This window comes from Plantibacter sp. (assembly GCF_059073635.1).
Genome location: NZ_JCACOF010000012.1, coordinates 316,081 through 340,442, shown reverse-complemented (window position 1 = coordinate 340,442; position 24,362 = coordinate 316,081). Strand labels below are relative to the sequence as shown.

Here is a 24,362-nt window from a genome sequence, read left to right as displayed (position 1 = left end):
GCACCGACAACGTGACCCGGGAACCGCCGTCGGGGATCGAAGGAGCGCCTGGAGAGATGAAGCCGTGAACGAGGTCCTCTTCGTCGTTCCGCTGTGGGTCGACCTCTCGGCGGTCGCGATCGGCGCCGTCCAGGGCGCGATGTTCGCGGCCAGATTCCAGGATCGTCAACTCGACTGGCTCGGCGTCGCCATCATCGGCGTCGTCGTCGGACTCGGTGGCGGTCTCATCCGCGACATCCTCCTCGGACAGGTGCCGGCGTCCCTCCAGAACAACTGGTACCTCCCCGTCGCCTCGGGAGCCGCCCTGCTCGGGATGTTCCTCCTGCGCACCATCACGAGGCTCGGGCCGGTCATCATCGGTCTCGACGCCCTGACGATCGGCATGTTCGGAGCGATCGGCTCCACCAAGGCCCTGGCAGCCGGCCTGCCGGTCATCCCGGCGATCTTCGTCGGAACCGTCTCAGCCGTCGGCGGATCGGTGCTCCGCGACGTCATGCTCGGTGTCCCCGTCGCCCTCATGCACGTCGGCTCGCTCTACGCCGTGGCGGCCGCGGTCGGGACCGCCCTCCTCGTCCTCGCCGTGACCTTCGGGGCACCGCTCGGGATCGCGGCGATCGTCGGTGTCTCCTCGACCGCGGTGATCCGCCTCCTGGCGGTCCGGTTCGGGTGGACGTTGCCGGAGCAGCGCCAGATCGGCGGATGGCGGATCTGGCGCCGCTCGACCCGCGGCTGAGTCGTCTCAGTCGACCGCGAGTGCCGCGACGGGCGCGATCCGGGTCGCCCGACGGGACGGTGCCACCGAGGCCGCAGCCGTGAGGAGTGCGGCGAGCACGACGATCACGGCGACGATGGCCCACGGGATGACCGGGAAGATGAGCCCGGGCGAACCGTTGATCGCGCCGAGCATCGACTGGGCACCGGCCCAGCCGTAGAACGTCCCGAGGACGAGGCCGACGACGACGGCCGCGATGGTGAGCTGCGCCGCCTCGATCACGATCATGCGACGGATCTGCGCCGCCGAGAATCCGAGTGCGCGGAGCAGTCCGAGTTCGCGGGTGCGTTGCAGGACGCTGAGCGAGAGGTTGTTGACCATCCCGACCGCGGCGATGAGCGCGCTCAGCCCGATGAGGGCGGAGAAGACGCCGACGGTCGTCGCGACCACGGCCTGCGTGCCCTCGTAGACCTCCGGATTCGCAGCCTGTGCGTTCAGCACGAACTCCTGGAAGTTGGCCGCGGCGACCGCGAACATCGTCACGAGGGTCACGCCGATCACCAGTCCGATCGTCGTGCGAGAACTGCGCTCCGGGTAGCGGACGGCGTTCTCGGCGGCGAGTCGAGCCGTCGCGGAGGTGCCGAACAGCCGGCCGACCAGCCGCAGCGCCGGCGGCATCACGAGGTGCGCACCGAGCACGAGGCCGGAGAAGGAGACGATCCCGCCGACGATGCCGATGAGCACGCCGAGCGGCGACACGAGCCCGACGCCGACACCGGCGAGCAGGAGCAGGACACCGACCACGAAGAGACCGATCGCAACAGCGTTCCGGGCGGGCCGCGCGGTGGCCTCCTCCCGGCTCAACTCCTGCGATCCTCCGATCGCCTGCATCGGAGTGACCGTCAGGACGCGACGCGCGCCGATCCAGGACGCGAGCCACGTGGTCAGGACGACCGCGACGACCGGCAGGAGCACGGCCGGTTCGACGATCGCGTACGGCAGCTCGGGCAGCACACCGGTCGCGACCCCGATCCGCACGAGCGCGAAGGTCGCGAGGAGTCCGACGAGCAACCCTGCTCCCCCGCCGAGCAGGCCGACGACGACACCCTCCTTCGCGACGGCGCGACGCTGCGATCGCGCCGTCGAACCGATCAGGCGGAGCAGCGCGATCGTCCTCGTCCGCCCGGCGACGATCGTTGCGAACGTGTTCGCCGTGACGATCGCACCGACGTACACCGCCAACGAGACGAACACGGCGGCCGCGAGGATGAGCATGATGACCACGGTGCCGCTGGACCCCGTGACGTCGTCGGCCAGGATGAAGGTGGAGAGCACACTCGTGACCATGAGCAACAGGACGCCGAACGAGGCGCTGAGCGTCGCGACGAGGAGGCTCGCGCGATGCTCGCGGGCCCGGGGCCCGAGATCCGCCCGGCTCATGCCGCACGCTCCATGCCGAGCATGAGCGCTGAGATCTGCTCGGCGGTCGATCGGGGACGGTCCTCGACCACCCGCCCATCCGCGAGGAACACGATCCGGTCCGCGTAGCTCGCGGCGATCGGGTCGTGCGTCACCATCGCGATGCTCTGCCCGTACTCGGTGCTGGCCGCCGCCAGTAGGGCCAGGACGCTCCGCCCGGTGCGGGAGTCGAGGTTGCCGGTCGGTTCGTCCGCGAAGAGGAGCTCGGGTCGCGTCGCGAGGGCACGCGCGATCGCGACGCGCTGCTGCTGTCCGCCCGAGAGTTCGTGCGGGCGGTGCCCGAGTCGGGAGGCGAGTCCGAGCGTGCTCACGAGCACGTCGATCCAGCTCTGCTCCTCACCGGTCGGACGGCGGGCGTCGAGTTCGAAGGGCAGCCGGATGTTGGCCGCGACGTCGAGCGTCGGGACCAGGTTGAACGCCTGGAACACGAAGCCGACACGACGCCGACGGAGGATCGTGAGCTGCCCGTCGTCGAGGTCCGTGATGTCCTGGTCACCGAGGCGCACCCGCCCTGCGGTGGCCTGGTCGAGGCCGGCCATGATGTGCATGAGCGTCGACTTGCCCGAGCCGCTCGGGCCCATGATGGCGGTGAACCGGCCCCGCTCGATCTCGAGGTCGACGCCGTCGAGGGCGACGACCTGGTTGTCGGCGGGTCCGTAGCTCTTCCGGAGTCCGTGGACGCTGGCGACGACGGACGGCTGTGCTGAAGTGGTCATACTCCGAAGCTACGGAGTGCGGTGCCGGGTGCGCGTCGGGCGCACGAGCGACCCGGGTACATCCTGGGGATGATCCTCGATCACTCCGCGGGTGCGTGCTGGACCGCGGTCAGACCAAGCCGTGCTCGAAGGCGAACACGACGAGCTGGACCCGGTCGCGCACCTCGAGCTTGGCGAAGATCCGGCTGATGTGCGTCTTCACGGTCGCCTCGCTGAGGAACTCGGCGGCGGCGATCTCGGAGTTGCTCAGCCCGCGCGCCGCGAGGAGGAAGATCTCGCGCTCTCGCGCCGTGAGCTCGGCATAGCGCTGCGGTGCGGCCGGAGCTGCCGGAGCCTGCTGGAAGTGCTCGAACAGCTCGCGGGTGGCCGACGCGGCGATGACCGCGTTCCCTGCATGGACCGTGCGGATCGCTGCGAGCAGGAACTCGGGCTCCGCGTCCTTGAGCAGGAACCCGCTCGCCCCGGCTCGGATGGCCGTCGCGGCCGCCTCGTCGAGGTCGAAGGTGGTCAGCACGACGATCCGAGGCCGCTCGCCCCCGCGCGCGTCCGCCTCCGCCAGGATCGTCTTCGTCGCCTCGATCCCGTCCATGACCGGCATCCGGACGTCCATGAGGATGACCTGCGGACGTGTCCGTGCGGCCAGCTCGACCGCTTGACGCCCGTCGGAGGCCTCGCCGACGACGCGGAGGTCCGGCTGCGAACCGATGAGCATGCGGATCCCGCCTCGGAACAGCGCCTGGTCGTCGACCAGCGCGATCGTGATCGCCCCCGCTGCCGTCGCGTCACTCGGATCGGTCATCTCGTCACTCCCACCGTCGCGTACGGGATCGATGCGTAGACGGTGAAGAGACCGTCCACCAGGGTCGTCCCGAACCTGCCGCCTGCCAGCGTAGCGCGCTCGTTCATCCCGGCGAGTCCGTGCCCCGTGCCGGCCTTCGGCGGTTCGACCTTCGCCCGGTTGACGACCCAGAGCTGCAGCTCGGGTCCGGTCCAGTCGAGATGGACGTCGATCGGCCCACGATGGTCGCCGTGTCGGAGCGCGTTCGTGAGCGCCTCCTGGATGATCCGGTACACGGCCAGCTGCGAACCGGTCGCGACCGGTCGTTCCTGGCCGTGGCGCTGGACCACCACGTCCAACCCGGCTCCTCGCAGCTGCTCGTAGAGCCGATCGAGGTCGGCCATGACCGGCTGCGGGCCCTCGGTCTGTTGGAACCGCAATTGCGCGAGCAACACCCGGACATCGGCGAGGGCCTCGCGGGAGATGCTCGAGATCGTCCGCAACGCCTGGTCGGCCGAGTCCGGGTCCGCGGCCAGCGCATATCGGGCACCGTCGGCCTGCGCGATGACGACGGCGAGGGAGTGCGCGACCACGTCGTGCATGTCGCGCGCGATCCGGTTGCGCTCCTGCTCGACGGCGACGTCGCGCTCGGCCAGGAGCTGCGCCTGTCGGCTCTCGCGGGCGAGCCGCCAGGTGCGCATCAGGACACCTGCGGTCCAAGCGAGGCCGAAGAAGGCGGCGAACGCGAGGAACATGAACAGCCCGACCGTCACCTGCGCGACCGGTGTCATGTCGTTCGCCAGGCCGAAGGTACTGATGTCGCTGCCGGTGCCCGTGGTCCAACTCGGGACGACGATCACGTAGAACGCGATGAGCGCGGCTCCGACGAACGCGGAGGCGAAGGAGACCCAGCGCAGCACCCGTCCGCCGTAACTCGCCGCAGCGTAGAGCACGACCGGGATCGCGAAGTTCGCGGGATCGGGTGCCAGGAGGAGCAGCATCTGCGCCAGCGCTGTGACCCAGGCGACGGCGAGGGAGACGGCCGGGGCGACGCGACGGAGGGCGAGCGCGCCGCACATGCCGAGCAGCACGATGACGTACATCGGCTGTCGCCCGGCGTACAGCACGAAGGTGGCGAGGAACAACACCGAGGGCAGAGCGATGTCGAGAGCCAACTGGCTGGGTCGGAGCGAGCGGAGCATCCCCCAACCGTACGACCTGGCGGCCGGTCACCCCGTCCTCGCGCGGGAAGATCATCCTCCGGGTGTACGCCGGAGGACAGCGCTGCGCCGGGTCGACCCGAAGGCCGACCCGGCGCAGCGGGATCGTCAGATGGAGGCCAGTTCCCGGGCCTCGACCTGCGTGCGTACGGCGCGGTTGACCGCCGAGACGACGGCCTTGAGCGAGGCGGTCGCGATGTCGCCGTCGATGCCGACGCCCCAGAGGCGCTGGTCGTTCACCTGGAGCTCGACGTAGGCGGCCGCCTCGGCGTCGCCTCCGGCGCTCAGCGTGTGCTCGACGTAGTCGTACAGCGTGACCTCGATGCCGCGCCCGGAGAGCAGGTTGAGGAAGGCCGCGATCGGGCCGTTACCGGTCGAGGTGCGCTCCTCGACCTGCTCGCCGTCGCGAAGGGCGACCTCGAGGACCACGGTGCCGGCGAGGTCGCTCGACGTCTTCGTGGACTGGAGTTCGAACCGACCCCACTTGGCGTCCGCGACCGCGGCCGGAAGGTACTCGTCCTGGAAGATCGACCAGATCTGGCCGCTCGTCACCTCGCCGCCCTCGGCGTCGGTCTTCGCCTGGACGACGCCGGAGAACTCGATCTGCAGGCGACGCGGCAGGTCGATCGCGTGGTCGGTCTTGAGCAGGTACGCGACGCCGCCCTTGCCCGACTGCGAGTTCACGCGGATGACCGCCTCGTAGCTGCGCCCCAGGTCCTGCGGATCGACCGGCAGGTACGGCACGGCCCATTCGAGGTCGGCGACGTCCTTGCCCTGGGAGACGGCGTCGACGGACATCGCCTCGAAGCCCTTCTTGATCGCGTCCTGGTGCGAACCGCTGAAGGCCGTGAAGACGAGGTCGCCCGCCCACGGGCTCCGCTCGTGCACCGGCAGCTGGTTGCAGTGCTCGGCCGTCCGCTTGACCTCGTCGATGTCGCTGAAGTCGATCTGCGGGTCGACACCCTGCGTGAACATGTTGATGCCGAGCGCGACGAGGTCGACGTTGCCGGTCCGCTCACCGTTCCCGAAGAGGCACCCCTCGATCCGGTCGGCGCCGGCCAGGTAGCCGAGCTCGGCTGCCGCGATCGCGGTCCCGCGGTCGTTGTGCGGGTGCAGCGAGATGATGATGTTCTCGCGGTTGGCCAGGTTGCGGCTCATCCACTCGATCGAGTCCGCGTAGACGTTCGGCGAGGCCATCTCGACCGTCGACGGCAGGTTGATGATGACCTTGCGGTCGGGCGTCGCCTCGAGGACCTCGACCACCTGGTTGCAGATGTCGACGGCGAACTCGAGCTCGGTACCGGTGTAGCTCTCCGGCGAGTACTCGTAGTAGATCTGCGTCCCGGGGACCGTCGACTCCATCTCGCGACACTTCCGGGCGCCGTGGAGGGCGAGGTCGATGATGCCCTGCTTGTCGCTGCGGAACACGACGTCGCGCTGCAGGATGCTCGTCGAGTTGTACAGGTGCACGATCGCCTGCTTCGCGCCGCGCAGCGACTCGTAGGTGCGTTCGATGAGGTGGTCGCGTGCCTGGGTCAGCACCTGGATGGTGACGTCCTCGGGGATCGCACCCTCGTCGATGAGGCTGCGGACGAAGTCGAAGTCGGTCTGGCTCGCGCTCGGGAACCCGACCTCGATCTCCTTGTAGCCCATCTTCACGAGCAGGTCGAACATGATGCGCTTGCGCTCCGGGCTCATCGGGTCGATGAGGGCCTGGTTGCCGTCGCGGAGGTCGACGGCGCACCAGCGCGGGGCCTCGGTGATCCGACGGTCAGGCCACGTGCGATCGGGCAGCGAGACGTCGAACTGGTCCTGGTAGGCGCGGTAGCGGTGGACCGGCATGCCTGATGGGGTCTGGGTGTTCTTCATGATCCTGGGATCTCCTCGTGGGATTGGGGGTGAGCCAATGACGAACTCCGCGACGAGGGAGGCCTGGAACTAGGACTCGTCGCGGCAGCTAAGGAGGAGCAGACCGGAGAACACGTCGTCAGCATAGCACTCCCCCGCGCGGCCGATCAGGTGACCAACGAGGCGAGGTCTCGCACGGACACGTCCGGGAGGTACGCGCGCCCGACCGCGATGCCGATCGCCGGCAGGGTCAGCGGGTCCGCGTAGCCGAGGACGAGCGGACGCTCCTCCGGCTGGAACTTCCCCTTGAAGGCGAGGAGCGAGCGGAACCCGTAGACAGGTTCGAGCACGTTCCCGAGGTAGGTCAGGACCCGGTCGATCCCGTCCGTCTCCGGCTGCTCGGTGCTCTTCGAGCGCGCGAGTGGAGCCCCTGAGAGGCTCATCTCCTCGATGCCGTCCTCCTTGAACCGCGCGGCGGCCTCGGCGATGAGGAACTCCATGACGCCGTTCATACCGTCCGTCCGACGTCGCATGAAGTCGAGGGTCCAACCCACCAGCTCACCATCGCGCCGCACCGGCAGCCAGCTCGTGACGCCGTGCAGCCGTCCTTGCTCGTCGACCGCGAGCAGGAGCCGGACCTCCTCGTCGACGAGCTCGTCGATCCCGCCGAGGGTGAACCCCATCTCGGGCAGCTTCCGTTCGGCGACCCACTCCTCGGAGATCTCGGCGATCTGCGCCGCCAGCCCGACGCCGAGCGCCCCGTAGGTGGACCAGACGGCGGTGATCCCCGCACGGTCGGCCCGGTTGACGGAGGATCTGATGTCCTGCCAGCGCTTGCCGACCATGCTCCAGCCCTGCGGGTGCAGGACCGTCTCCTCGGCGACCTGGACGGTGCGCCAACCGATCCGGTGGAGCGCTCCTGCGGTCTCCTCGTCCACGCTGTACAACGCCACCGTCAGGCCCGAGTCCTCGCAGTGCTCGATGAACCGCTCGAGGACCCCCTGCTCGTGCCGGTCCCTCCCGAAGAAGCCGCCCGCCGTGACCGCGACCCCGGCGACGATCCGGTAGGCGATGCCGGCGCTGCGCTCCGGGTCGAACCAGGTGAGGTTGCCCGGCCAGGTGGCCATGTGCCCGATGGAGTCGCTGCCCTCGGCCAGGAGCTCGCGCAGGCGGCGCTCGTCTGCCGGCGCGATGGCGTTCGCGACCCGGCTCAGCGGCCAGACCGCGCCGAGCAGGATGATGCTCCACCAGACGGGTCCGACGGCGTGGAACACCACGCCGGTGAGCGGGGCGACCGGCACGAAGCCCGGGAGGACGTTCCGCAGGTACGCGGCGGGGACGAAACGCTCCGGCGCCGCACGGAGGACCTCCCACACGTCGGGCCTCGGCGAGAATCCTCCGGGCTGCAGCAGTGCGACCACCACGAAGAGCGCGGCGAGCACGACCCACGACGCGCCGACCAGGGCGAGGTACCCCCAGGCACTGCGCCGGGTGGCCCGCACGGGGAACCCACGACGGAGCACGACCAGGAGCGCCGCCACGACGAGCGGGAGCAGGATCGCCGCCCACAGCGCGATCGCGATCTCGACGGACCGCTGCTGCGCGCCGTGCCCCGTCCCGAGCAACGACGAGGGGTGTCCCGTCGGGTGGAGTCGCACCCCAGCCCCGAGCGACAGCGCACTCAGGACGGCGAAGGACACCATGATCGCCGTGGCGAACCAGACCGCGAAGCGTCTGCCGCGGAGCAGGCCCCATGCTGCGAAGAGCAGGGCGATCATGGGGACCACCGACAGGAGCACCGCTCCGAAGCCGTCGACGCGCACCAGCGTGAGGTCGCGCAGGCACTGTGCTGACACGCCGACCGTGCGGCATTGCCCGATGACCCGTCCGGCGTCCGGGATGTTCTGTTCGAGCAGGAGCACGAGCGGCGCGAGCGGACCGAGGTGCCGGCCGGACAGGAAGGTGATGAGCGGTCCGACGCCCATCATCGCGACGACTGATGCCAGGAGCACCCGGGTCTCGTGGTGCGAGCTCCGCACGCGTCGCACCGACGGGGTGACCCCGGCGAGCACGATCCCGAGCAGGACGCCGACCAGCGCTGCGAACAGTCGTGCGAGATCCTGCGGAAGGCCCGAGTACAGCAGCACGATCAGGGCACCGACGACGACGAACGCGCGGATCCGTCGACGCCAGAGCGGCCCGTGGAACGCACTCGACGCGGCGAGGGCGCCGAGCGCGCCGGCCACCGGGTCGAATGCCACGATGCGGGCGACCTCGCCGCTCCAGAACTCGCCGCCGAGCGTGCCGAGGAGTTGGAGCCCGATGGCGAGCGCGTTCCCGACGACCGCGGTCACCAGTACCGCCAGGAGCGTCTTGGCTGCGCCGAACCGTCGCTCGGCGAGCACCAGTGCGGGGACACCGATCAGCAGGAAGGCGAGGAGCCCGAGCACCCCGTCGGTTCCCAGAGCACCGGTCAGGAGCGCCCACCAGTGTCCGTCGACCACGACCTGCTCGTACCCCACGCCGGCCACCTCACGGATCGCCGTCCGCCAGCCGGGGGTCGCCGCCGGCGGTGTGCGCCAGACGAACGCACTGACCACGAGCACCAGCGCCGTGATCCCGATGCTCATCGGCACCGACCGGAGCACGCCGGTCACGAGTCGACCGAAGGGCGTCGCCCTCCCCGCGCGCATCAGGCGAGCCCGAATCGTGCGGCGATCACGGGGAGCGCACGCTCGAACACCGTGTGGACGGTGTGCCAGTCGTGCGCCGTCCCGTCGGAGACGAAGGTCGTCGTCCGCATGCCGGCTGCCGAAGCCATCGCGGCGACCCGCCGGACGCCGGGACCGTAGCGGCTGTCGTCGCTGCCGTAGCCGAAGACGCCGACGGTGTCCGCGTACGGGGTGTGTGCGGCGAGGATCGCGGAGGGGGCCGCCGCCTCGTACGCCGTCGCCGACCCGCCGAAGCCCTGTGCGATCGTCGTCGGTCCGATGGACGGGACGACCTCCCCCGAGATGTCGAGGATGCCGCCGTAGCGTTCGGGGTGCGCGGCGCCGAGCTGGATGGAACAGGTCCCGCCCTGCGAGAACCCGGCGATGAACCAGTCCGTCCGCGATGCGGACACCGGGAGGTGCGCCGAGATCCACGCGGGGACGTCGACCGTGAGGTACGTCGCCGAGTTGCCGAGCGGCCCGTCGACGCACATCGGGTTGTGGTCCGGAGCGCCGAGCTGATCAGGCACGACCACGATGGGAGCGAGACCCGCATGCGAGGCGGCGAAGCGGTCGAGGATCCCCGCGATGCCCAGCCGACGCGAACAGGTCGGCCGGCTCTCCCGGCTGACCGCTGAACGCTTCGATGACCGGCAGTGCCGGCGGGTGTGCGGTCAGGGCGGCCGGTGGCAGGTAGACGAGCGCGTCCCGGTGGGCGAACCCGGAGGTCGTCGCCGGGATGTCCACGTGTTCGACCCGCCCGCCGCTCGGCAGGTCGGCGGGTCGCTGCCACGACGTGGTCGTCCCCCGGGCGGCAGGCAGGGCCGAGAACGACTGGTACGGGCTGATCCCCAACGCCGCCCGCACCGTCGCGAACTCACCGAAGTCCTGGTTCACGCCGATCGCCCCGATGAGCAGGAAGGCGGGGATGGCGAGGCTCGCCACGACGACCCGCCACGCCCGGGTCCGCACGATCGCCGCGATCGCGAGGGCGGCACCGGCGAACCCGACCGCCGCCCACGCACGGGTGACCGGCGTCAGTTCGATCCCGAAGACGTCGAGCACGTCACCGAGCAACCAGGCCGTGGCATAGGCGAGGAGCGCCCCACCGCTCGCCACGAGCAGCATCGTCAGCCAGCCGCGAACCGTTCGGCGCCCGGTCAACAGGATGATCGCCAGGAGGACGGCGGCACCGCCGACCCAGACGAGGAGCTCCGGACGATCCAGCCTGATGGCCAGCAACCAGTCGAACACTCGGACTCCTTCTCGCGACCCCGAGGACCAGTATGTCCGCGCGCTCGCGAGCCTGTCGGCCAGATGACGGGTTCCACAGCGGGCCCAAAGCAGACATGCAAGTCACGTTCAGGTAACGGAGACCACCCGCCCGGATCCGCGCGGGCCCACGGCGCCGACGGTCGACCGGATCCGGGTCAGAATCCCAGGCGACCGAGCAGTTTCGGGTCGCGCTGCCAATCCTTCGCGACCTTGACGCGGATGGAGAGGAAGACCCTCGATCCGACGAGTGGCTCGATCCCGGCGCGGGCCCGGGCCCCGACGTCGCGGAGCCTGGAGCCGCCCTTCCCGATGATGATCGCCTTCTGGCTGTCGCGCTCCACGAACACGTTCGCGTAGATGTCGAGCAGGTCGGTCCCCTCGCGCGGGATCATGTCATCGATGGTCACGGCGAGCGAGTGGGGCAGCTCGTCCTGCACGCCCTCGAGTGCGGCTTCACGGATGAGCTCCGACACGCGGTCGACGACCGTCTCGTCCGTGGTGGCCTCGGCCGGGTAGAGGCGTTCCGAGAGCGGCATGAGCTTCGTCACCTCGGTGACGAGGATGTCGAGCTGGTCGTCGGTCACCGCGGACAGCGGGATGACGGCGTCCCAGTCCCGGAGCTCCGAGATCGCGAGCAGCTGCTCGGCGATCGTCGTCCGGCTGGCGGTGTCGGTCTTCGTGACGATCGCCACCTTCTTGGCGCGCGGGAAGCCGTCGAGCGACTCGTTGATGAAGCGGTCGCCGGGCCCGAGCTTCTCGTTGGCGGGGATGCAGAACCCGATGACGTCGACGTCGGAGAGGGTTGACTGCACGAGATCGTTCAGCCGCTGGCCGAGCAGGGTGCGCGGCCGGTGGATGCCGGGGGTGTCGACGACGATGAGTTGGCCGTGGTCGCGATGCACGACTCCGCGGATCGCGCGACGCGTGGTCTGCGGCTTCGAGCTCGTGATCGCGACCTTCTCACCGACGAGGGCGTTGGTCAGCGTGGACTTGCCGACGTTCGGACGCCCGACGAAGGACACGAACCCCGCTCGGAAGTCGGACGGAGGGGTGGTGTCGTTCATGGGTGCTCCCGGTGGTCGTTGGACGCCTGCTGGGCGTCCTGCAGCTGGTCGTCGCGCTGGGCGATGACGGTGAGGATGCGTCCCCGCCGCCCCTCGACGCGCTCGGCGGTGAGTTCGAGGCCGTTGGTCGACACCGTCGATCCGACGACGGGCAGCCGACCGAGGGCCTTCGCCAGGAGGCCGCCGACGGAGTCGACGTCGTCGTCGTCGAGTTCGAGGCCGAACAACTCCCCCAGCTCGTCGACCGGCAGGCGGGCGTCGACCCGGAACCGTCCGTCGTGCAGGTCGGTGATCTCGGGGGTGTCGGTGTCGTACTCGTCGGAGATGTCGCCGACGAGTTCCTCGATGAGGTCCTCGAGGGTGACGAGACCCGAGATGCCGCCGTATTCGTCGACGACCATCGCGATGTGGTTGGACTCCTTCTGCATCTGCTGCAGGAGCGAATCGGCCTTCTTGGACTCGGGGACGAAGCTCGCCGGCCGCAGGAGCGGCTCGATCGAGCCCACCTCGGTGACGCCGTCGCCACCGAACATCGCTCGCACCAGGTCCTTCAGGTACAGGATGCCGACCAGGTCGTCGATGTCGCCGTCGCTGACGGGCGCCCGCGAGATCCCCGTCTCCAGGAACACCTCGAGCGCCTCGCGGACGCTGAGATCGCGCTGCAGGCTCACGAGGTCGGTGCGCGGGATCATCACCTCGCGGACGAGCGTCTCGTTGAACTCGAAGATCGAGTGGATGAGCTCGCGGTCGTCCTCTTCGAGGACCGAGTGCGCGGCGGCCTCGTCGACCATGCTCAGCAGTTGCTCCTCCGAGGTGAAGGAGACCGAACGGGGCAGCCCCGGGGTCACCCGGTTGCCCAGGGAGACGAGGACGTTCGCGACCGGGCCGAGGACCACGCGTGCGGCACGGATGGCGGGGGCACTGAAGCGCAGCACTCCGCTCGCGTGGGTCCGTCCGACGCCTCGCGGGCTCGCACCGACGAGCACGAAGGAGGTGCCGGTCATGATGACGACCGCGAGGACGAGGACGAGCCACAACTCGTCGATCGACGAGGCCAGCGCGAGGGTGACGAGGACGGCGGCCGTGGTCTCGGCCAGGATCCGGATGAAGTTGATCGCGTTGACGTGCGCACCCGGATCGGCTGCGATGGCGCGGAGCGCGGATCCCGAGCGGGCGCCCTCTGCGAGGTCGAGGATGTCCGCACCCGACTGGACGCCGATCGCGGCGTCGGCTGCGGCCATCAGACCCGCGAACGCGACGAGCAGGAACGCGACGATGACGAAGACGGCGACGAGGGACATCAGCTGCTGCGTCGTCTCTCCTGGAGCGCGAAGGCGAGGAGGATGTCCCGCTGGATGCCGAACATCTCCTTCTCCTCATCGGGCTCCGCGTGGTCGTACCCGAGCAGGTGGAGCACACCGTGGCAGGTGAGGAGCTGGAGTTCGTCCATCGTCGAGTGCTTCGCGGCGGCCGCCTGCGTCTCGGCGACCTGCGGGCAGAGCACGATGTCGCCGAGCAGCCCGGGCGGCGTCGGGTTCTCCTCGGTGCCGGGACGGAGCTCGTCCATGGGGAAGCTCAGGACGTCGGTCGGTCCCGGCTCGTCCATCCACTGGACGTGCAACTGCTCCATGGCGCCCTCGTCGACCAGGACGATGGCGAGCTCGGCATCAGGGCTCACGTGCATCGCGTCGAGCGCGAACGACGCCAGGGCGAGGATGCGCGATTCGTCGACGGCGACGCCTGACTCGTTGTTGATCTCGATGGTCATGAGCGTCCTCGCTTCGGCTGGTGGTCTCTGGCTGCGCCGCGACGCTCGGCACGGTTGGCGAACTCGGCGGCCTGCTCGCGCTCGAACCGCTGCGCCTGTCGGACGGCGTCGTACTCGCCGTAGGCGTCGACGATCCGACCGACGAGGGTGTGGCGGACGACGTCCTCGCTCGTGAGGTGGGCGAAGTGGATGTCGTCGACGTCCTTGAGCACGCGGGTGACGAGTCGCAGACCGGACGCACCGGTCGGCAGGTCGATCTGCGTGACGTCGCCGGTCACGACGATCTTGGACCCGAACCCGAGCCGGGTGAGGAACATCTTCATCTGCTCGGGCGTGGTGTTCTGCGCCTCGTCGAGGACGATGAACGAGTCGTTGAGGGTCCGGCCACGCATGTAGGCGAGCGGTGCGACCTCGATCGTGCCGGCCGCGAGCAGCTTCGGGACGATCTCCGGGTCCATCATCTCGTTGAGCGCGTCGTAGAGCGGACGCAGGTACGGGTCGATCTTGTCCGTCAGCGTGCCCGGGAGGTACCCGAGTCGCTCGCCGGCCTCGACGGCCGGGCGCGTCAGGATGATCCGGTTGACCTCCTTGCGCTGCAGAGCCTGCACCGCCTTCGCCATCGCGAGGTAGGTCTTGCCGGTACCGGCCGGGCCGATACCGAACACGATCGTGTTCTCGTCGATCGCGTCGACGTACGCCCGCTGCCCGACGGTCTTCGCCTTGATCGTCTTGCCACGCGAGGTGAGGATGACCTGCCCGAGCACCTCCGACGGGGAGGCCGAGCCGTCCTGCCCGAGCATGCGGGCGGAGGTGCTGACCTCCGCCGGCCCCGGGTCGTGTCCTTCTCGGACCATGGTGATGAGTTCCTCTACGAGTCGTCTGGCGGCGTCGGCCTGCGGCGCCGGGCCGGTGATGGTGATCTCATTGCCGCGCACGTGCACCGAGACACCGGGGTGTTCGCGCTCGACGGTCGTCAGGAGGCGGTCCTGTGGGCCGAGGAGACGGACCATGGCGAGCCCGTCCACCAGGAGGACGTGCTCGACCTCCTCCGTCCGCGCAGCGACGGAGCGGTCGGGGTTCGAGGACTCAGGCTCCGCCAAGGGTGCCCTCCTGCAGGGAACCGCCGAGGACATGCGCGTGCACGTGGAAGACCGTCTGCCCGGCGGACTCGCCGGTGTTGAAGACGAGTCGGAACTCGCCACCCGTGTGCTCCTTCGCAAGCGACGACGCCACCTCGACCATCTCAGCGAGCAAGGAGGGGTCGCCAGCGGCCAACTCCACGACGTCGCGGTACTCGGCGGTCTTCGGGACGACGAGGAGGTGCACGGGCGCCTGCGGTGCGATGTCGGCGAACGCGATCACCCGATCGGTCTCGGCGAGGAGGGTCGTCGGGATCTCCCCCGACACGATGCGGCTGAATACCGACGGTGCTTCACTCATGTCCACCAGTCTAAGGTTCGTGGCGGCCTCATGCGCGGGCTGGTGGATCGTCACCACCGACCGAGCAGCACGTTGAGCGCGGCGATCGCCGCCGGTCCTGCCGTCGAGGTGCGCAGGACGCCCGAGCCGATCCGGACCTCGATCGGCGCCGGCCGCTTCGAGCCGCTCCCGCTCCGTCGGCGAGATGCCGCCCTCCGGACCGACGACGAGCACGAGCTCCTCGGCGAGCAGCGCCGACGGGTCGAGCTCCGAGAGAGCGAGTGCCGCGCTGGGTTCGAGCACGAGGACGGTCCGGCCGGCGACGATCGACGCGAGTCCGCGGGTGTCGACGACCTCGGCCACCTCGGGGACCCGTGCGCGGATCGACTGCTTCGACGCCTCCCGCACGATGAGCTGCCAGCGCGCACGGCCCTTGACCGCTTTGTCGCCCTGCCATCTCGAGATGCTGCGCTCGGCGCCCCACGGGACGATCCGGTCGACACCCAGCTCGGTCGCCGCCTGGATGGCGAGTTCGTCGCGATCACCCTTGGCCAGCGCCTGCACGAGGACGAGCCCGGGACGGTTCTCCGGATGCACCACGACCGATTCGACGCGGATCTCCAACTCCCCCGGCTCGCTGCGCACGACCGGTCCGGTCGCGATCAGGCCCCGGCCGTTGCCGATCGACGTCGTCTCGCCGACCCGCAGCCGACTCACGGCGACGGCGTGCTTCGCCTCGGGCCCGCGGAGGGTCACCGAGTCGCCGACACCGGTCGATTCGAGATCCTCACGGAGGTACAGCGAACTCATCTCAACCGACGCCGTGGAAGCGGTCGCGGATCTTCGCGAACAGGCCCTGCTGGAACTGCGCGAGCGCCGGAGCACCCTGGCGTCGTCCCGAGGCGAAGCTCTTGATCAGCTCGCGTTCGCGGTGGTCGAGCTTCGTCGGCGTGACGACCTGGACGCCGATCTTGAGGTCGCCCCGGCTGTTCCCGCGGAGACGGGTGACACCGCGGTCCTTGACCGTGATGACCTCGGAGCTCTGCACGCCCGGCCGCAGCTCGACCTCGACGTCGCCGTCGAGCGCGTGGACGGTGACCTGGCGGCCGAGGATGGCGTCGGTCATCGGGACTTCGAGCGTGCACAACAGGTCGTCGCCGTCGCGGCTGAAGACGTCGTGGTGCTTGACCTTCATCTCGAGGTAGAGGTCGCCGTTCGGGCCGCCGGCCGGGCCGACCTCGCCGCTCCCCGGCATCTGCAGACGCAGACCGGTGTCGACGCCGGCCGGGATGTCGACCGAGACGGTGCGGCGGGCACGGAGCCGACCCTGACCCTGGCAGGTGACGCACGGGGTCGCGATGATCGTGCCGTAGCCGCGGCAGGTGCCGCAGGGCGCCGACGTCATGACGTTGCCGAGCAGCGAGCGGACGGCCCGCTGGATGGAGCCGGTGCCGTGACAGATGTCGCAGGTCACCGGTGAGGTGCCGGGCTGGCAGCAGGAGCCGTTGCAGGTGCTGCAGAGCACGGCGGTGTCGACCTCGAGGTCGCGGTGGGTGCCGAAGATGACCTCGTCGAGGTCGAGCTCGACGCGCAACAGGGCGTCCTCCCCGCGTGCGCGACGGGACTTGGGTCCGCGCTGCTGGCCGCCACCGCCGAAGAAGGTGTCGAAGATGTCGCCGAAGCCGCCGAACCCGGCGTCGCCGCCACCGAACCCACCAGCCTGCGGACCGAGGTCGTACTGCTGGCGCTGCTTGGGGTCGCTCAGCACGTCGTAGGCGTGCGTGACCTCCTTGAACCGTTCCGAGGCGTCGGAACCCGGGTTCACGTCGGGGTGCAGTTCGCGTGCGAGGCGGCGGTACGCCTTCTTGATCTCTTCGGGCGTCGCCTCCTTGGCGACACCGAGTGCTGCGTAGTGGTCGGGGTAGTCAGCCACTGAGGGCCTTTCGTTCGAGGTGCGGAAGGTGTTGGGGGACGCGACGAGGATGCGTCACTCGGCGTCGAGGATGCGCGAGAGGTACCTGGCGACGGCGCGGACCGCAGCCATGTTGCTCGCGTAGTCCATTCTCGTGGGGCCGAGGACGCCGAGCCGGGCGATTTCGCCACCAGAGGAACGGTAGTTCCCGGCGAGGACACTCGTGGTCTCGAGGCCGAACGACGCGTTCTCCCGCCCGATGCTGGCGACCACGCTGTCGCGCTCGGACTCCATCTCACCGAAGAGCCGGAGCAGCACGACCTGCTGCTCGATGGCGTCCAGGACCGGATAGATGCTGCCGGGGAAGTCGTCCTCGGTGCGGGCGAGGTTGGCGGCGCCGGCCATGACGAGGCGGTCCTGGCGCTGCGCCGAGAGCTGCTCGCGCACCGCGTCGACGATGCGGACGGCCGCCGCGCGATCGAGGTCGGCGATGTCGGCTGGGACGTCGCCGATCGCGTCGTGGGCGTCGAGGAGTGGACGGCCCGCGACCGCCTCGTTGCACAGCGAGCGGAGCCGCGAGATGAGGTCGTCGTCGACCGGGCTCTCCGTCTCGATGAGCCGCTGCTCGACGCGGCCGTTGTCGAGGATGATGACCGCGAGCACACGGTTCGGGGTGACGCTCACCAACTCGAGATGCCGGACGCGTGCCCGGGAGAACATCGGGTACTGGACGAGCGCGACCTGGTTCGTCAGCTGCGAGAGCAGCCGCACCGTGCGGTGCAGGACCTCGTCGAGGTCGCCGGACGCGCCGAGGAAGGTCTCGATCGCCGTCCGTTGGGCGTTGTTCAGCGGACGGCGGTCGGCCAGGTGGTCGACGAACATCCGGTAACCCTTGTCGGTGGGCACCCGGCCGGAAGAGGTGTGGGGAGCGGCGATGAGCTCTTCGTCCTCGAGCTGCGCCATGTCGTTGCGGATGGTGGCTGCGGAGACCCCGAAGGAGTGGCGGTCGACGATCGTCTTGGAACCGACGGGCTCGCGCGAGGCGACGTAGTCCTGCACGATGACGCGGAGCACTTCGAGACCGCGATCCGACACCATCTCGATCTCCTCCCGTCATCCACCTCGGAGCGCCGACCATCAGCACTCGAAGACCCTGACTGCCAATCATATCGTGGCCTCCGCGCGGCCGTCCCTTGCGCGGCCCCGTGCCGCGGGAATACCGTTGGCCGCAGGCGTGGGTCCCTGATGAGCAACACCTGGTGCGATACGCTCAGCTGGACCAATTGAATATCACTCTCCGTGAAAGGTGCGAAGATGTCCGATCCGAACGCTCAGCCGCCCGTCGACCCAGCGAAGGGCGGGTCGGTTCCGCCTGCAGGAGACGGCGCGACGCCCCCTCCCGCAGCTCCGCAGCAGCCGCCCGCAGGCGCCTACCCGCCCCCGCCCGCCGGTGGCTACGCGCCGCCGCCGCCCGCTGCCGGCTCCTACCCGCCGCCGCCCGCAGGCGCCCCGCAGTACCAGCAGCCGTACGCCGCCGCTCAGCCCATGAGCCCGTCGGACGAGAAGCTCTGGTCGACGCTCATCCACATCGGTGGGATCTTCTTCGGATTCATCCCGCCGCTGATCGGCTACCTGGTCCTCAAGGACCGCGGCCCGTTCATCAAGGCGCACACGCTCACCGCGCTGAACTTCCAGCTGACGATGCTGATCGCGCTCGTGGTCGGCTCGATCCTGACGATCGTCGTCGTGGGTCTGTTCATCATCATCGCCGTCTACGTCGTGGTGATCGTGTTCAGCATCATCGCCGCGATCAAGGCGAACAAGGGCGAGCTGTACAGCTACCCGCTCACGATCCAGTTCATCAAGGCCTGATCCGTCGAGTCGCACGAGAACAGCCCCGTCCGGTCCGCCGGGCGGGGCTGTTCTGCGCCTCGGGCAGGGTCAGTCGCCGACCAGACGGCGGACGACCGCGTCGGCGAGGAGCCGTCCGCGGCGCGTGAGCTCCAGCCGTCCGAGCAGGGCCTGCCGTGCGTCGACCAGTTCCTCGGCGATGAGCCCGGCGACGGCCGTGCGAGCCTCGGGGGCGAGCGTCCGGATCGGGATGCCGTCCCGCGTGCGGGTGAGCAGCAGGATGCGTTCGAGTTCCCGCGTCTCGTCGTCCAGGGTCTCCCGGCCGGCGGCCGGCGACTCCCCCGCCGCGATCCGCTGGGCGTACGCCGCCGGGTGCTTGACGTTCCACCAGCGCACCCCGCCGACGTGACTGTGCGAGCCCGGGCCGACACCCCACCAGTCCTCGCCGGTCCAGTAGGAGAGGTTGTGCCGGGAGCGGTGCGTGTCGTCCGTCGCCCAGTTGCTGACCTCGTACCAGCCGTAGCCGGCCTCGGTGAGGAGATCGTCGGCGAGCTCGTACATGTCGGCCTGCAGGTCTTCGTCGGGGGTCCCCACCACGCCCGAGCGGATCTGGCGCGCGAGTTTCGTCCCGGGTTCGACGATGAGCGAATAAGCCGACACGTGGTCCGGTGCGCAGGCGATCGCCGTCTCGAGTGAGACGCGCCAGTCGGCCAGGGTCTCCCCCGGCGTCCCGTAGATGAGGTCCAGGCTGACGCCGAGGCCGGCCTCGCGAGCCCACTGCACGACGAGCGGCACCCGAGCCGGATCGTGCGTGCGCTCGAGGGTGGCGAGCACGCTCGGCACGGCGGACTGCATCCCGAAGGACACCCGGGTGAATCCGGCTTCGGCGAGCGTGCGGAGGTAGGCGGCGTCGACGGAGTCGGGGTTGGCCTCGGTCGTCACTTCAGCGCCGGGCGCGAGGTCGAAGTTGTCCGTCACGCCTCGGAGCATGCGGACCAGGTCGTCAGCGGGGAGGAGGGTCGGCGTCCCGCCACCGAAGAACACGGTCGAGACCGGACGGTCGGGGACGGTCGATGACGCCAGGACGGACTTGCCGAAGCGGAGTTCCGCGACCGCCTCGTCGGCGTAGTCCGACTGCTTCGCGCCGCGGAGCTCGGTCGCCGTGTAGGTGTTGAAGTCGCAGTAGCCGCATCGGACCCGGCAGAACGGCACGTGCAGGTAGACCCCGAAGTTGCGCTCGTGGGCACCGACGGCCGCCGTCTCCGGGAGGAGTCCGTCGGACGGGGCCGGATCGGCGAGTGGGAGGGCGCTCGGCACGGTCCGTCGCTCAGACGCCGCGCGACGGCAGGAGTGCGCGGAGGTAGGCGTCGTTCATGGTCTTGCGGCGGCGCTTGGAGCCGACGAGCTTCGCGGCACCCTTCGTCGGGCGGAAGAACGAGCGCACGACGATCCAGACGGAGTCGTCCTCGCGCTGCTCGATCGTGAAGGACTGCTCGCCGCTCTCCGGATCGCCCTCCATCGTGCCGATGGCCAGGCTCACGTGACCCGGCTCCTCGGTGACGGAGATGACGCGATGCGGCCCGACGAGCGGTTCCCCGCCGACGGTGCCGGCGAAGACGACCGTCGTGCCCGGCGTGATGAACGGCGTGCCGTCCTCGGCGAAGCGCTGCTCCTCGTGCGTCTCGATGGGTTCCAGCGGCGTACCGTCCTCGGCGAAGGCGATGCCGCCGTACTGCACGCCCGTGCCGGGGTGCACCTCGGAGATCTCCACGCCGCTCGAGCGGTGCAGTCCCCAGGTGAGGAGGGCGCTGCTCGCGAGGGCGAACCGCTCCTCACCGCTCCCGAGGCGGAACTCGTCCTCCGACGGCACGTAGCCCTCCGGCGGGTACTGCATGAGGTCGGTGCGCTGGGTGGCACCGACGGCCGCGTAGTCGACCGCCTCGTCCTCGAACGAACTGCGTCGTGCGTTCACTTCTTGTCCTTCGTCTCCACGTCCCCGGAGAGCGCTGCGATGAACGCTTCCTGAGGCACCTCGACCTTGCCGACCATCTTCATCCGCTTCTTGCCCTCCTTCTGCTTCTCGAGGAGCTTGCGCTTGCGGGTGATGTCACCGCCGTAGCACTTGGCCAGGACGTCCTTGCGCATGGCACGGACCGACTCGCGGGCGATGATCCGCGCACCGATGGCGGCCTGGATCGGCACCTCGAACTGCTGGCGCGGGATGAGCTTCTTCAGGCGCTCGGTCATGAGCACGCCATAGGCGTACGCCTTCTCGCGGTGGACGATGGCGCTGAACGCGTCGACCTGGTCGCCCTGCAGCAGGATGTCGACCTTCACGAGATCGGCGGCCTGCTGACCGGAGGGCTCGTAGTCGAGCGACGCGTACCCCTGCGTGCGGCTCTTCAGGTGGTCGAAGAAGTCGAAGACGATCTCACCGAGCGGCATCGTGTACCGCAGCTCGACGCGGTCCTCGCCGAGGTACTCCATGCCGAGCAGCGCACCTCGACGGCTCTGGCAGAGCTCCATGATGGTGCCCACGTAGTCCTTGGGGGCGAGGATGCCCACCTTGACCATCGGCTCCGACACCTCGAGGATCTTGCCGGAGGGGAACTCGCTGGGGTTCGTGACGGTGACGACCTGCTTGTCCTCCGTCTTCACCTCGTAGGTGACCGACGGCGCGGTGGCGATGAGGTCGAGGTCGAACTCGCGCTGCAACCGCTCGGTCACGATCTCGAGGTGGAGCAGGCCGAGGAAGCCGACGCGGAAGCCGAATCCGAGGGCGACGGAGGTCTCCGGCTCGTAGTTGAGCGAGGCGTCGGAGAGCTTCAGCTTGTCGAGCGCGTCGCGGAGGATCGGGTAGTCGCTGCCGTCGATCGGGTACAGACCGGAGAAGACCATCGGCTTCGGGTCGGTGTAGCCCGGGAGGGCGTCGGTCGCCGGCTTCACCGCGGTCGTGACGGTGTCGCCGACCTTCGACTGCCGGACGTCCTTCACGCCCGTGATGAGGTAGCCGACCTCACCGACGCCGAGGCCCTTCGTGGGCGTCGGCTCCGGCGAGCTGACGCCGATCTCGAGGAGGTCGTGCACCGCGCGCGTCGACATCATCTGGATGCGCTCGCGCGGACTCAGCTGGCCGTCGATCATGCGGACGTAGGTGACGACGCCACGGTAGGTGTCGTAGACGGAGTCGAAGATCATGGCGCGCGTGGGTGCGTCCGGGTCGCCCACGGGGTTCGGGATGCGCCCGACGACGCGGTCGAGGAGTTCCTCGACACCCATACCGGTCTTGCCGGACACCCGCAGGACGTCTTCGGGCTTGCCGCCGATGAGGCTCGCGAGCTCCTTCGCGTACTTGTCGGGGTCGGCCGCCGGGAGGTCGATCTTGTTGAGCACCGGGATGATCTCGAGGTCGTTCTCGAGGGCGAGGTAGAGGTTCGCGAGTGTCTGCGCCTCGATACCCTGTGCGGCGTCGACGAGGAGGATCGCGCCCTCGCAGGCGGCGAGCGACCGCGAGACCTCGTAGGTGAAGTCGACGTGCCCGGGGGTGTCGATCATGTTGAGCGCGAAGGTCTCACCGTTGAGCGACCACGGCATGCGCACGGCCTGGCTCTTGATGGTGATGCCGCGCTCGCGCTCGATGTCCATGCGGTCGAGGTACTGCGCCCGCATGTCGCGGTCCGAGACGACGCCGGTGATCTGCAGCATGCGGTCCGCCAGGGTCGACTTGCCGTGGTCGATGTGGGCGATGATGCAGAAGTTCCGGATGAACGCCGGGTCGGTCGATGCCGGCTCGAGGGCCTTCACTGCTTGGGGGCTCACGCGTTCCTCGGGGTCAGGGGTGGAATCGGGCAACCCTCATTGTCCCACGGCGGGGAGCACCCGTGCTGCGGTACCCTGGATTGCCAGAACTCAGCCCGACTGGTAATGTTGCCTGTTGGCTTGCGTGTGAGTTGAGACCACACGAGAACTCGCTTGAAGACGCCCTCTTCCGTCCGACGGCACCGAACATCATTTCCTCGAACCGAAAGTTGACCCAACGTGGCAAACATCAAGTCGCAGATCAAGCGCATCGGCACCAACAAGAAGGCCAACGAGCGCAACAAGGCCGTCAAGAGCCAGCTGAAGACCGCCATCCGCGCAACCCGTGAGGCCGTCGTCGCCGGCGACAAGGCTCAGGCTGAGTCCGCACTCAAGCTCGCCTCGAAGAAGCTCGACAAGGCCGTGAGCAAGGGCGTCATCCACGAGAACCAGGCAGCGAACCGCAAGTCGGCCATCGCCAAGCAGGTCAACGCGCTCTAAGCGACACCAGCTGCAAGGCCCCGGCGTTCCTCGGAACGTGCGGGGCCTTTCGCGTTCCCGGGGCATTCCGTTCCCTGAGTACACAGCGGTCCCTGAGCGCAAACGGGGTCCCTGAGCGCAAACGGGTCCCTGAGCGCACACGGGTCCCTGAGCTTGTCGAAGGGCATCCCGCCCGCCGCCACGGCCAGCTCGGCGGGCTACCGCTCCGACAGATCGACCCCGCGTGCCGCGATGACGCCGACGAGCCGCTCGAGCGCGAACACCGGGTCGCGGCTCGCGCCCTTCACGCCGGCGTCGGTCTCGGCGAGCATCTGCACCACGCGGCCGATGCCGGCGTCCGTCCAGCCGGACAGGTCCCGACGGGCGCGGTCGACCTGCCACGGTGCGAGGCCGAACTGCTGCGCGATCTGCCCGGACCCGCCGCGTGCCGACGACACCTTGGCCATCGTGCGGATCTTCATCGCGAACGCGGCGACGATCGGCACGGGGTCGGCACCCGAGTCGAGCGCCTGCCGCAGGGCGAGCAGCGCTTCCCCGTGTCGTCCGGCGATCGCGGCGTCGGCGACGTCGAACGCGCTCGTCTCGAGTCGACCGCCGTAGTACTTGTTGACCGTCTGCTCGGTGATCTCCTCGGACGCGTCGGCCATGAGCTGACTGCACGCGGCTGCGAGCTCGGCGAGGTCGTCGGAGAAGGCGCCGACGAGTGCACGGAGCGCCTGGGGCGTGATGCGACGACCCGCCGTCTTGAACTCCGCCGCGGCGAAGTCGGCCTTGTCGCTGTCCCGCTTGAGTTCGGTGCAGACGATCTCGACACCGCCACCGGTGCCTGAGCGGATGGCGTCGAGCAGCTTCTTGCCGCGCACGCCTCCGTTGTGCCGCAGCACGAGGTAGGCGCCCTCCGGCGGTGCTTCGAGATACCGGATGGCTTCGGTGAGGAACTGATCGGAGCACTTCTCGACCTGGCTGACGCGGACGAGCCGGGGCTCACCGAAGAGCGACGGGCTCGCGACCGTGAGCAGCTCGCCCGGGGCGTAGCTGTCGGCGGCGACGTCGTTGACCTCGAGCGAGGGGTCTTCGGAGACGAGGAAGTCGCGCAGCCGGCGGATCGCCCGGTCGGCGAGGAAGGACTCCGTGCCGGACACCAACACGATCGGCGCCGGGCGGATCTCGGACCAGCCGAGCTGCGGGATCGCCGCCGAGGCCTTGGCCGCCGTCTTGGCCTTGCCGCGACCGGCGGAACGTGGTGCAGCCACAGCGGCTCCTCTCGACCGTCCGAGTCTACCGGCGACCGCCGACGCCAGGCGGGGCGG

General features: G+C 69.4%; 22 protein-coding genes and 1 pseudogene. 3 read left to right on the top strand and 20 right to left on the bottom strand.

Annotated elements, in window-relative coordinates; all coding sequences use genetic code 11:
- Positions 1 to 64 precede the first annotated feature (64 nt).
- Positions 65 to 733, top strand: coding sequence for a trimeric intracellular cation channel family protein (locus AC5JOC_RS18915; RefSeq protein WP_079705760.1), 669 nt, complete (start codon positions 65 to 67; stop codon positions 731 to 733).
- Positions 734 to 739: 6 nt separating this feature from the next.
- On the opposite strand, the gene AC5JOC_RS18910 is transcribed toward AC5JOC_RS18915, so the two are convergent.
- From AC5JOC_RS18910 to hrcA, 16 genes and pseudogenes are all read right to left on the bottom strand, one after another.
- Positions 740 to 2,152, bottom strand: a complete 1,413-nt coding sequence (locus AC5JOC_RS18910; RefSeq protein ID WP_494246992.1) for an ABC transporter permease — start codon at positions 2,150 to 2,152, stop codon at positions 740 to 742.
- On the bottom strand, positions 2,149 to 2,907 hold the full coding sequence (locus AC5JOC_RS18905; protein ID WP_079705758.1) for an ABC transporter ATP-binding protein: 759 nt from the start codon (positions 2,905 to 2,907) through the stop codon (positions 2,149 to 2,151). The genes AC5JOC_RS18910 and AC5JOC_RS18905 overlap by 4 nt, the downstream gene beginning before the upstream one ends.
- A 109-nt stretch (positions 2,908 to 3,016) precedes the next feature.
- Positions 3,017 to 3,706, bottom strand: a complete 690-nt coding sequence (locus tag AC5JOC_RS18900) for a response regulator (protein WP_079705757.1) — start codon at positions 3,704 to 3,706, stop codon at positions 3,017 to 3,019.
- Positions 3,703 to 4,887 (bottom strand): sensor histidine kinase, encoded by a 1,185-nt coding sequence (locus AC5JOC_RS18895; protein WP_079705756.1) that lies wholly within the window; start codon positions 4,885 to 4,887, stop codon positions 3,703 to 3,705. The genes AC5JOC_RS18900 and AC5JOC_RS18895 overlap by 4 nt, the downstream gene beginning before the upstream one ends.
- A gap of 126 nt (positions 4,888 to 5,013) precedes the next feature.
- Entirely contained in the window at positions 5,014 to 6,774 is a 1,761-nt protein-coding gene (gene leuA, locus AC5JOC_RS18890; RefSeq protein WP_079705755.1) for a 2-isopropylmalate synthase, read from the bottom strand.
- A 146-nt stretch (positions 6,775 to 6,920) separates the two neighbouring features.
- The gene (locus AC5JOC_RS18885; protein WP_494246991.1) at positions 6,921 to 9,410 is read right to left on the bottom strand and encodes a bifunctional lysylphosphatidylglycerol flippase/synthetase MprF; all 2,490 of its coding nucleotides are present in this window, start codon (positions 9,408 to 9,410) and stop codon (positions 6,921 to 6,923) included.
- A 35-nt stretch (positions 9,411 to 9,445) separates the two neighbouring features.
- Positions 9,446 to 9,994 (bottom strand): alpha/beta hydrolase-fold protein, encoded by a 549-nt coding sequence (locus tag AC5JOC_RS18880; protein WP_494246990.1) that lies wholly within the window; start codon positions 9,992 to 9,994, stop codon positions 9,446 to 9,448.
- The gene (locus AC5JOC_RS18875; RefSeq protein ID WP_494246989.1) at positions 9,987 to 10,718 is read right to left on the bottom strand and encodes an alpha/beta hydrolase; all 732 of its coding nucleotides are present in this window, start codon (positions 10,716 to 10,718) and stop codon (positions 9,987 to 9,989) included. The genes AC5JOC_RS18880 and AC5JOC_RS18875 overlap by 8 nt, the downstream gene beginning before the upstream one ends.
- A 176-nt stretch (positions 10,719 to 10,894) precedes the next feature.
- Positions 10,895 to 11,803 carry a GTPase Era gene (gene era, locus AC5JOC_RS18870; RefSeq protein ID WP_079705752.1) on the bottom strand — a complete coding sequence of 303 codons (909 nt, stop codon included), beginning with the start codon at positions 11,801 to 11,803 and terminating at the stop codon, positions 10,895 to 10,897.
- Positions 11,800 to 13,104 carry a hemolysin family protein gene (locus AC5JOC_RS18865; protein ID WP_079705751.1) on the bottom strand — a complete coding sequence of 435 codons (1,305 nt, stop codon included), beginning with the start codon at positions 13,102 to 13,104 and terminating at the stop codon, positions 11,800 to 11,802. Before AC5JOC_RS18865 ends, era begins: the two co-directional genes overlap by 4 nt.
- Positions 13,104 to 13,571 carry an rRNA maturation RNase YbeY gene (gene ybeY / locus AC5JOC_RS18860; protein WP_064293631.1) on the bottom strand — a complete coding sequence of 156 codons (468 nt, stop codon included), beginning with the start codon at positions 13,569 to 13,571 and terminating at the stop codon, positions 13,104 to 13,106. The genes AC5JOC_RS18865 and ybeY overlap by 1 nt, the downstream gene beginning before the upstream one ends.
- A complete protein-coding gene (locus tag AC5JOC_RS18855; RefSeq protein ID WP_228498304.1) occupies positions 13,568 to 14,581 on the bottom strand; it encodes a PhoH family protein in 1,014 nt (337 codons plus the stop codon). Before AC5JOC_RS18855 ends, ybeY begins: the two co-directional genes overlap by 4 nt.
- Before the next feature lie 76 nt (positions 14,582 to 14,657).
- Positions 14,658 to 15,011, bottom strand: a complete 354-nt coding sequence (locus AC5JOC_RS18850) for an HIT domain-containing protein (protein ID WP_064293856.1) — start codon at positions 15,009 to 15,011, stop codon at positions 14,658 to 14,660.
- A gap of 198 nt (positions 15,012 to 15,209) precedes the next feature.
- Positions 15,210 to 15,800, bottom strand: a pseudogene (locus AC5JOC_RS18845) (RsmE family RNA methyltransferase); the annotation flags it as partial.
- A 1-nt stretch (position 15,801) separates the two neighbouring features.
- A complete protein-coding gene (gene dnaJ / locus AC5JOC_RS18840) occupies positions 15,802 to 16,923 on the bottom strand; it encodes a molecular chaperone DnaJ (RefSeq protein WP_064293629.1) in 1,122 nt (373 codons plus the stop codon).
- Between the two features lie 54 nt (positions 16,924 to 16,977).
- Complete coding sequence (gene hrcA / locus AC5JOC_RS18835) at positions 16,978 to 18,000, bottom strand: heat-inducible transcriptional repressor HrcA (RefSeq protein ID WP_085510717.1); 1,023 nt, start codon at positions 17,998 to 18,000, stop codon at positions 16,978 to 16,980.
- Positions 18,001 to 18,216: 216 nt separating this feature from the next.
- Between hrcA and AC5JOC_RS18830 the strand changes: the two genes are divergently transcribed.
- Positions 18,217 to 18,774 carry a DUF4870 domain-containing protein gene (locus AC5JOC_RS18830; RefSeq protein ID WP_234993956.1) on the top strand — a complete coding sequence of 186 codons (558 nt, stop codon included), beginning with the start codon at positions 18,217 to 18,219 and terminating at the stop codon, positions 18,772 to 18,774.
- 69 nt (positions 18,775 to 18,843) lie between these two features.
- Here the strand turns inward: AC5JOC_RS18830 and hemW are convergent, their stop codons facing one another.
- The 3 genes from hemW to lepA are packed head-to-tail and all read right to left on the bottom strand — an operon-like array spanning position 18,844 to position 22,572.
- Positions 18,844 to 20,070 carry a radical SAM family heme chaperone HemW gene (hemW, locus tag AC5JOC_RS18825; protein WP_064295568.1) on the bottom strand — a complete coding sequence of 409 codons (1,227 nt, stop codon included), beginning with the start codon at positions 20,068 to 20,070 and terminating at the stop codon, positions 18,844 to 18,846.
- A gap of 10 nt (positions 20,071 to 20,080) precedes the next feature.
- A complete protein-coding gene (locus AC5JOC_RS18820; RefSeq protein ID WP_242664435.1) occupies positions 20,081 to 20,725 on the bottom strand; it encodes a DUF1990 domain-containing protein in 645 nt (214 codons plus the stop codon).
- Positions 20,722 to 22,572, bottom strand: coding sequence for a translation elongation factor 4 (gene lepA / locus AC5JOC_RS18815; protein WP_079705746.1), 1,851 nt, complete (start codon positions 22,570 to 22,572; stop codon positions 20,722 to 20,724). Before lepA ends, AC5JOC_RS18820 begins: the two co-directional genes overlap by 4 nt.
- Positions 22,573 to 22,791: 219 nt before the next feature.
- Between lepA and rpsT the strand changes: the two genes are divergently transcribed.
- On the top strand, positions 22,792 to 23,052 hold the full coding sequence (rpsT, locus tag AC5JOC_RS18810; RefSeq protein ID WP_064295571.1) for a 30S ribosomal protein S20: 261 nt from the start codon (positions 22,792 to 22,794) through the stop codon (positions 23,050 to 23,052).
- A gap of 197 nt (positions 23,053 to 23,249) precedes the next feature.
- Here the strand turns inward: rpsT and holA are convergent, their stop codons facing one another.
- Positions 23,250 to 24,305 (bottom strand): DNA polymerase III subunit delta, encoded by a 1,056-nt coding sequence (holA, locus tag AC5JOC_RS18805; RefSeq protein ID WP_071260815.1) that lies wholly within the window; start codon positions 24,303 to 24,305, stop codon positions 23,250 to 23,252.
- Positions 24,306 to 24,362: the final 57 nt, after the last annotated feature.

Coding starts and splice junctions, on each gene's coding strand:
- era (WP_079705752.1), bottom strand. CDS start 11,803: ATGAACGACACCACCCCTCCGTCCGACTTCCGAGCGGGGTTCGTGTCC.
- leuA (WP_079705755.1), bottom strand. CDS start 6,774: ATGAAGAACACCCAGACCCCATCAGGCATGCCGGTCCACCGCTACCGC.
- AC5JOC_RS18895 (WP_079705756.1), bottom strand. CDS start 4,887: ATGCTCCGCTCGCTCCGACCCAGCCAGTTGGCTCTCGACATCGCTCTG.
- AC5JOC_RS18910 (WP_494246992.1), bottom strand. CDS start 2,152: ATGAGCCGGGCGGATCTCGGGCCCCGGGCCCGCGAGCATCGCGCGAGC.
- AC5JOC_RS18900 (WP_079705757.1), bottom strand. CDS start 3,706: ATGACCGATCCGAGTGACGCGACGGCAGCGGGGGCGATCACGATCGCG.
- hrcA (WP_085510717.1), bottom strand. CDS start 18,000: ATGGTGTCGGATCGCGGTCTCGAAGTGCTCCGCGTCATCGTGCAGGAC.
- ybeY (WP_064293631.1), bottom strand. CDS start 13,571: ATGACCATCGAGATCAACAACGAGTCAGGCGTCGCCGTCGACGAATCG.
- AC5JOC_RS18855 (WP_228498304.1), bottom strand. CDS start 14,581: ATGGTCCGTCTCCTCGGCCCACAGGACCGCCTCCTGACGACCGTCGAG.
- AC5JOC_RS18865 (WP_079705751.1), bottom strand. CDS start 13,104: ATGTCCCTCGTCGCCGTCTTCGTCATCGTCGCGTTCCTGCTCGTCGCG.
- AC5JOC_RS18850 (WP_064293856.1), bottom strand. CDS start 15,011: ATGAGTGAAGCACCGTCGGTATTCAGCCGCATCGTGTCGGGGGAGATC.
- AC5JOC_RS18905 (WP_079705758.1), bottom strand. CDS start 2,907: ATGACCACTTCAGCACAGCCGTCCGTCGTCGCCAGCGTCCACGGACTC.
- AC5JOC_RS18830 (WP_234993956.1), top strand. CDS start 18,217: ATGTCCGATCCGAACGCTCAGCCGCCCGTCGACCCAGCGAAGGGCGGG.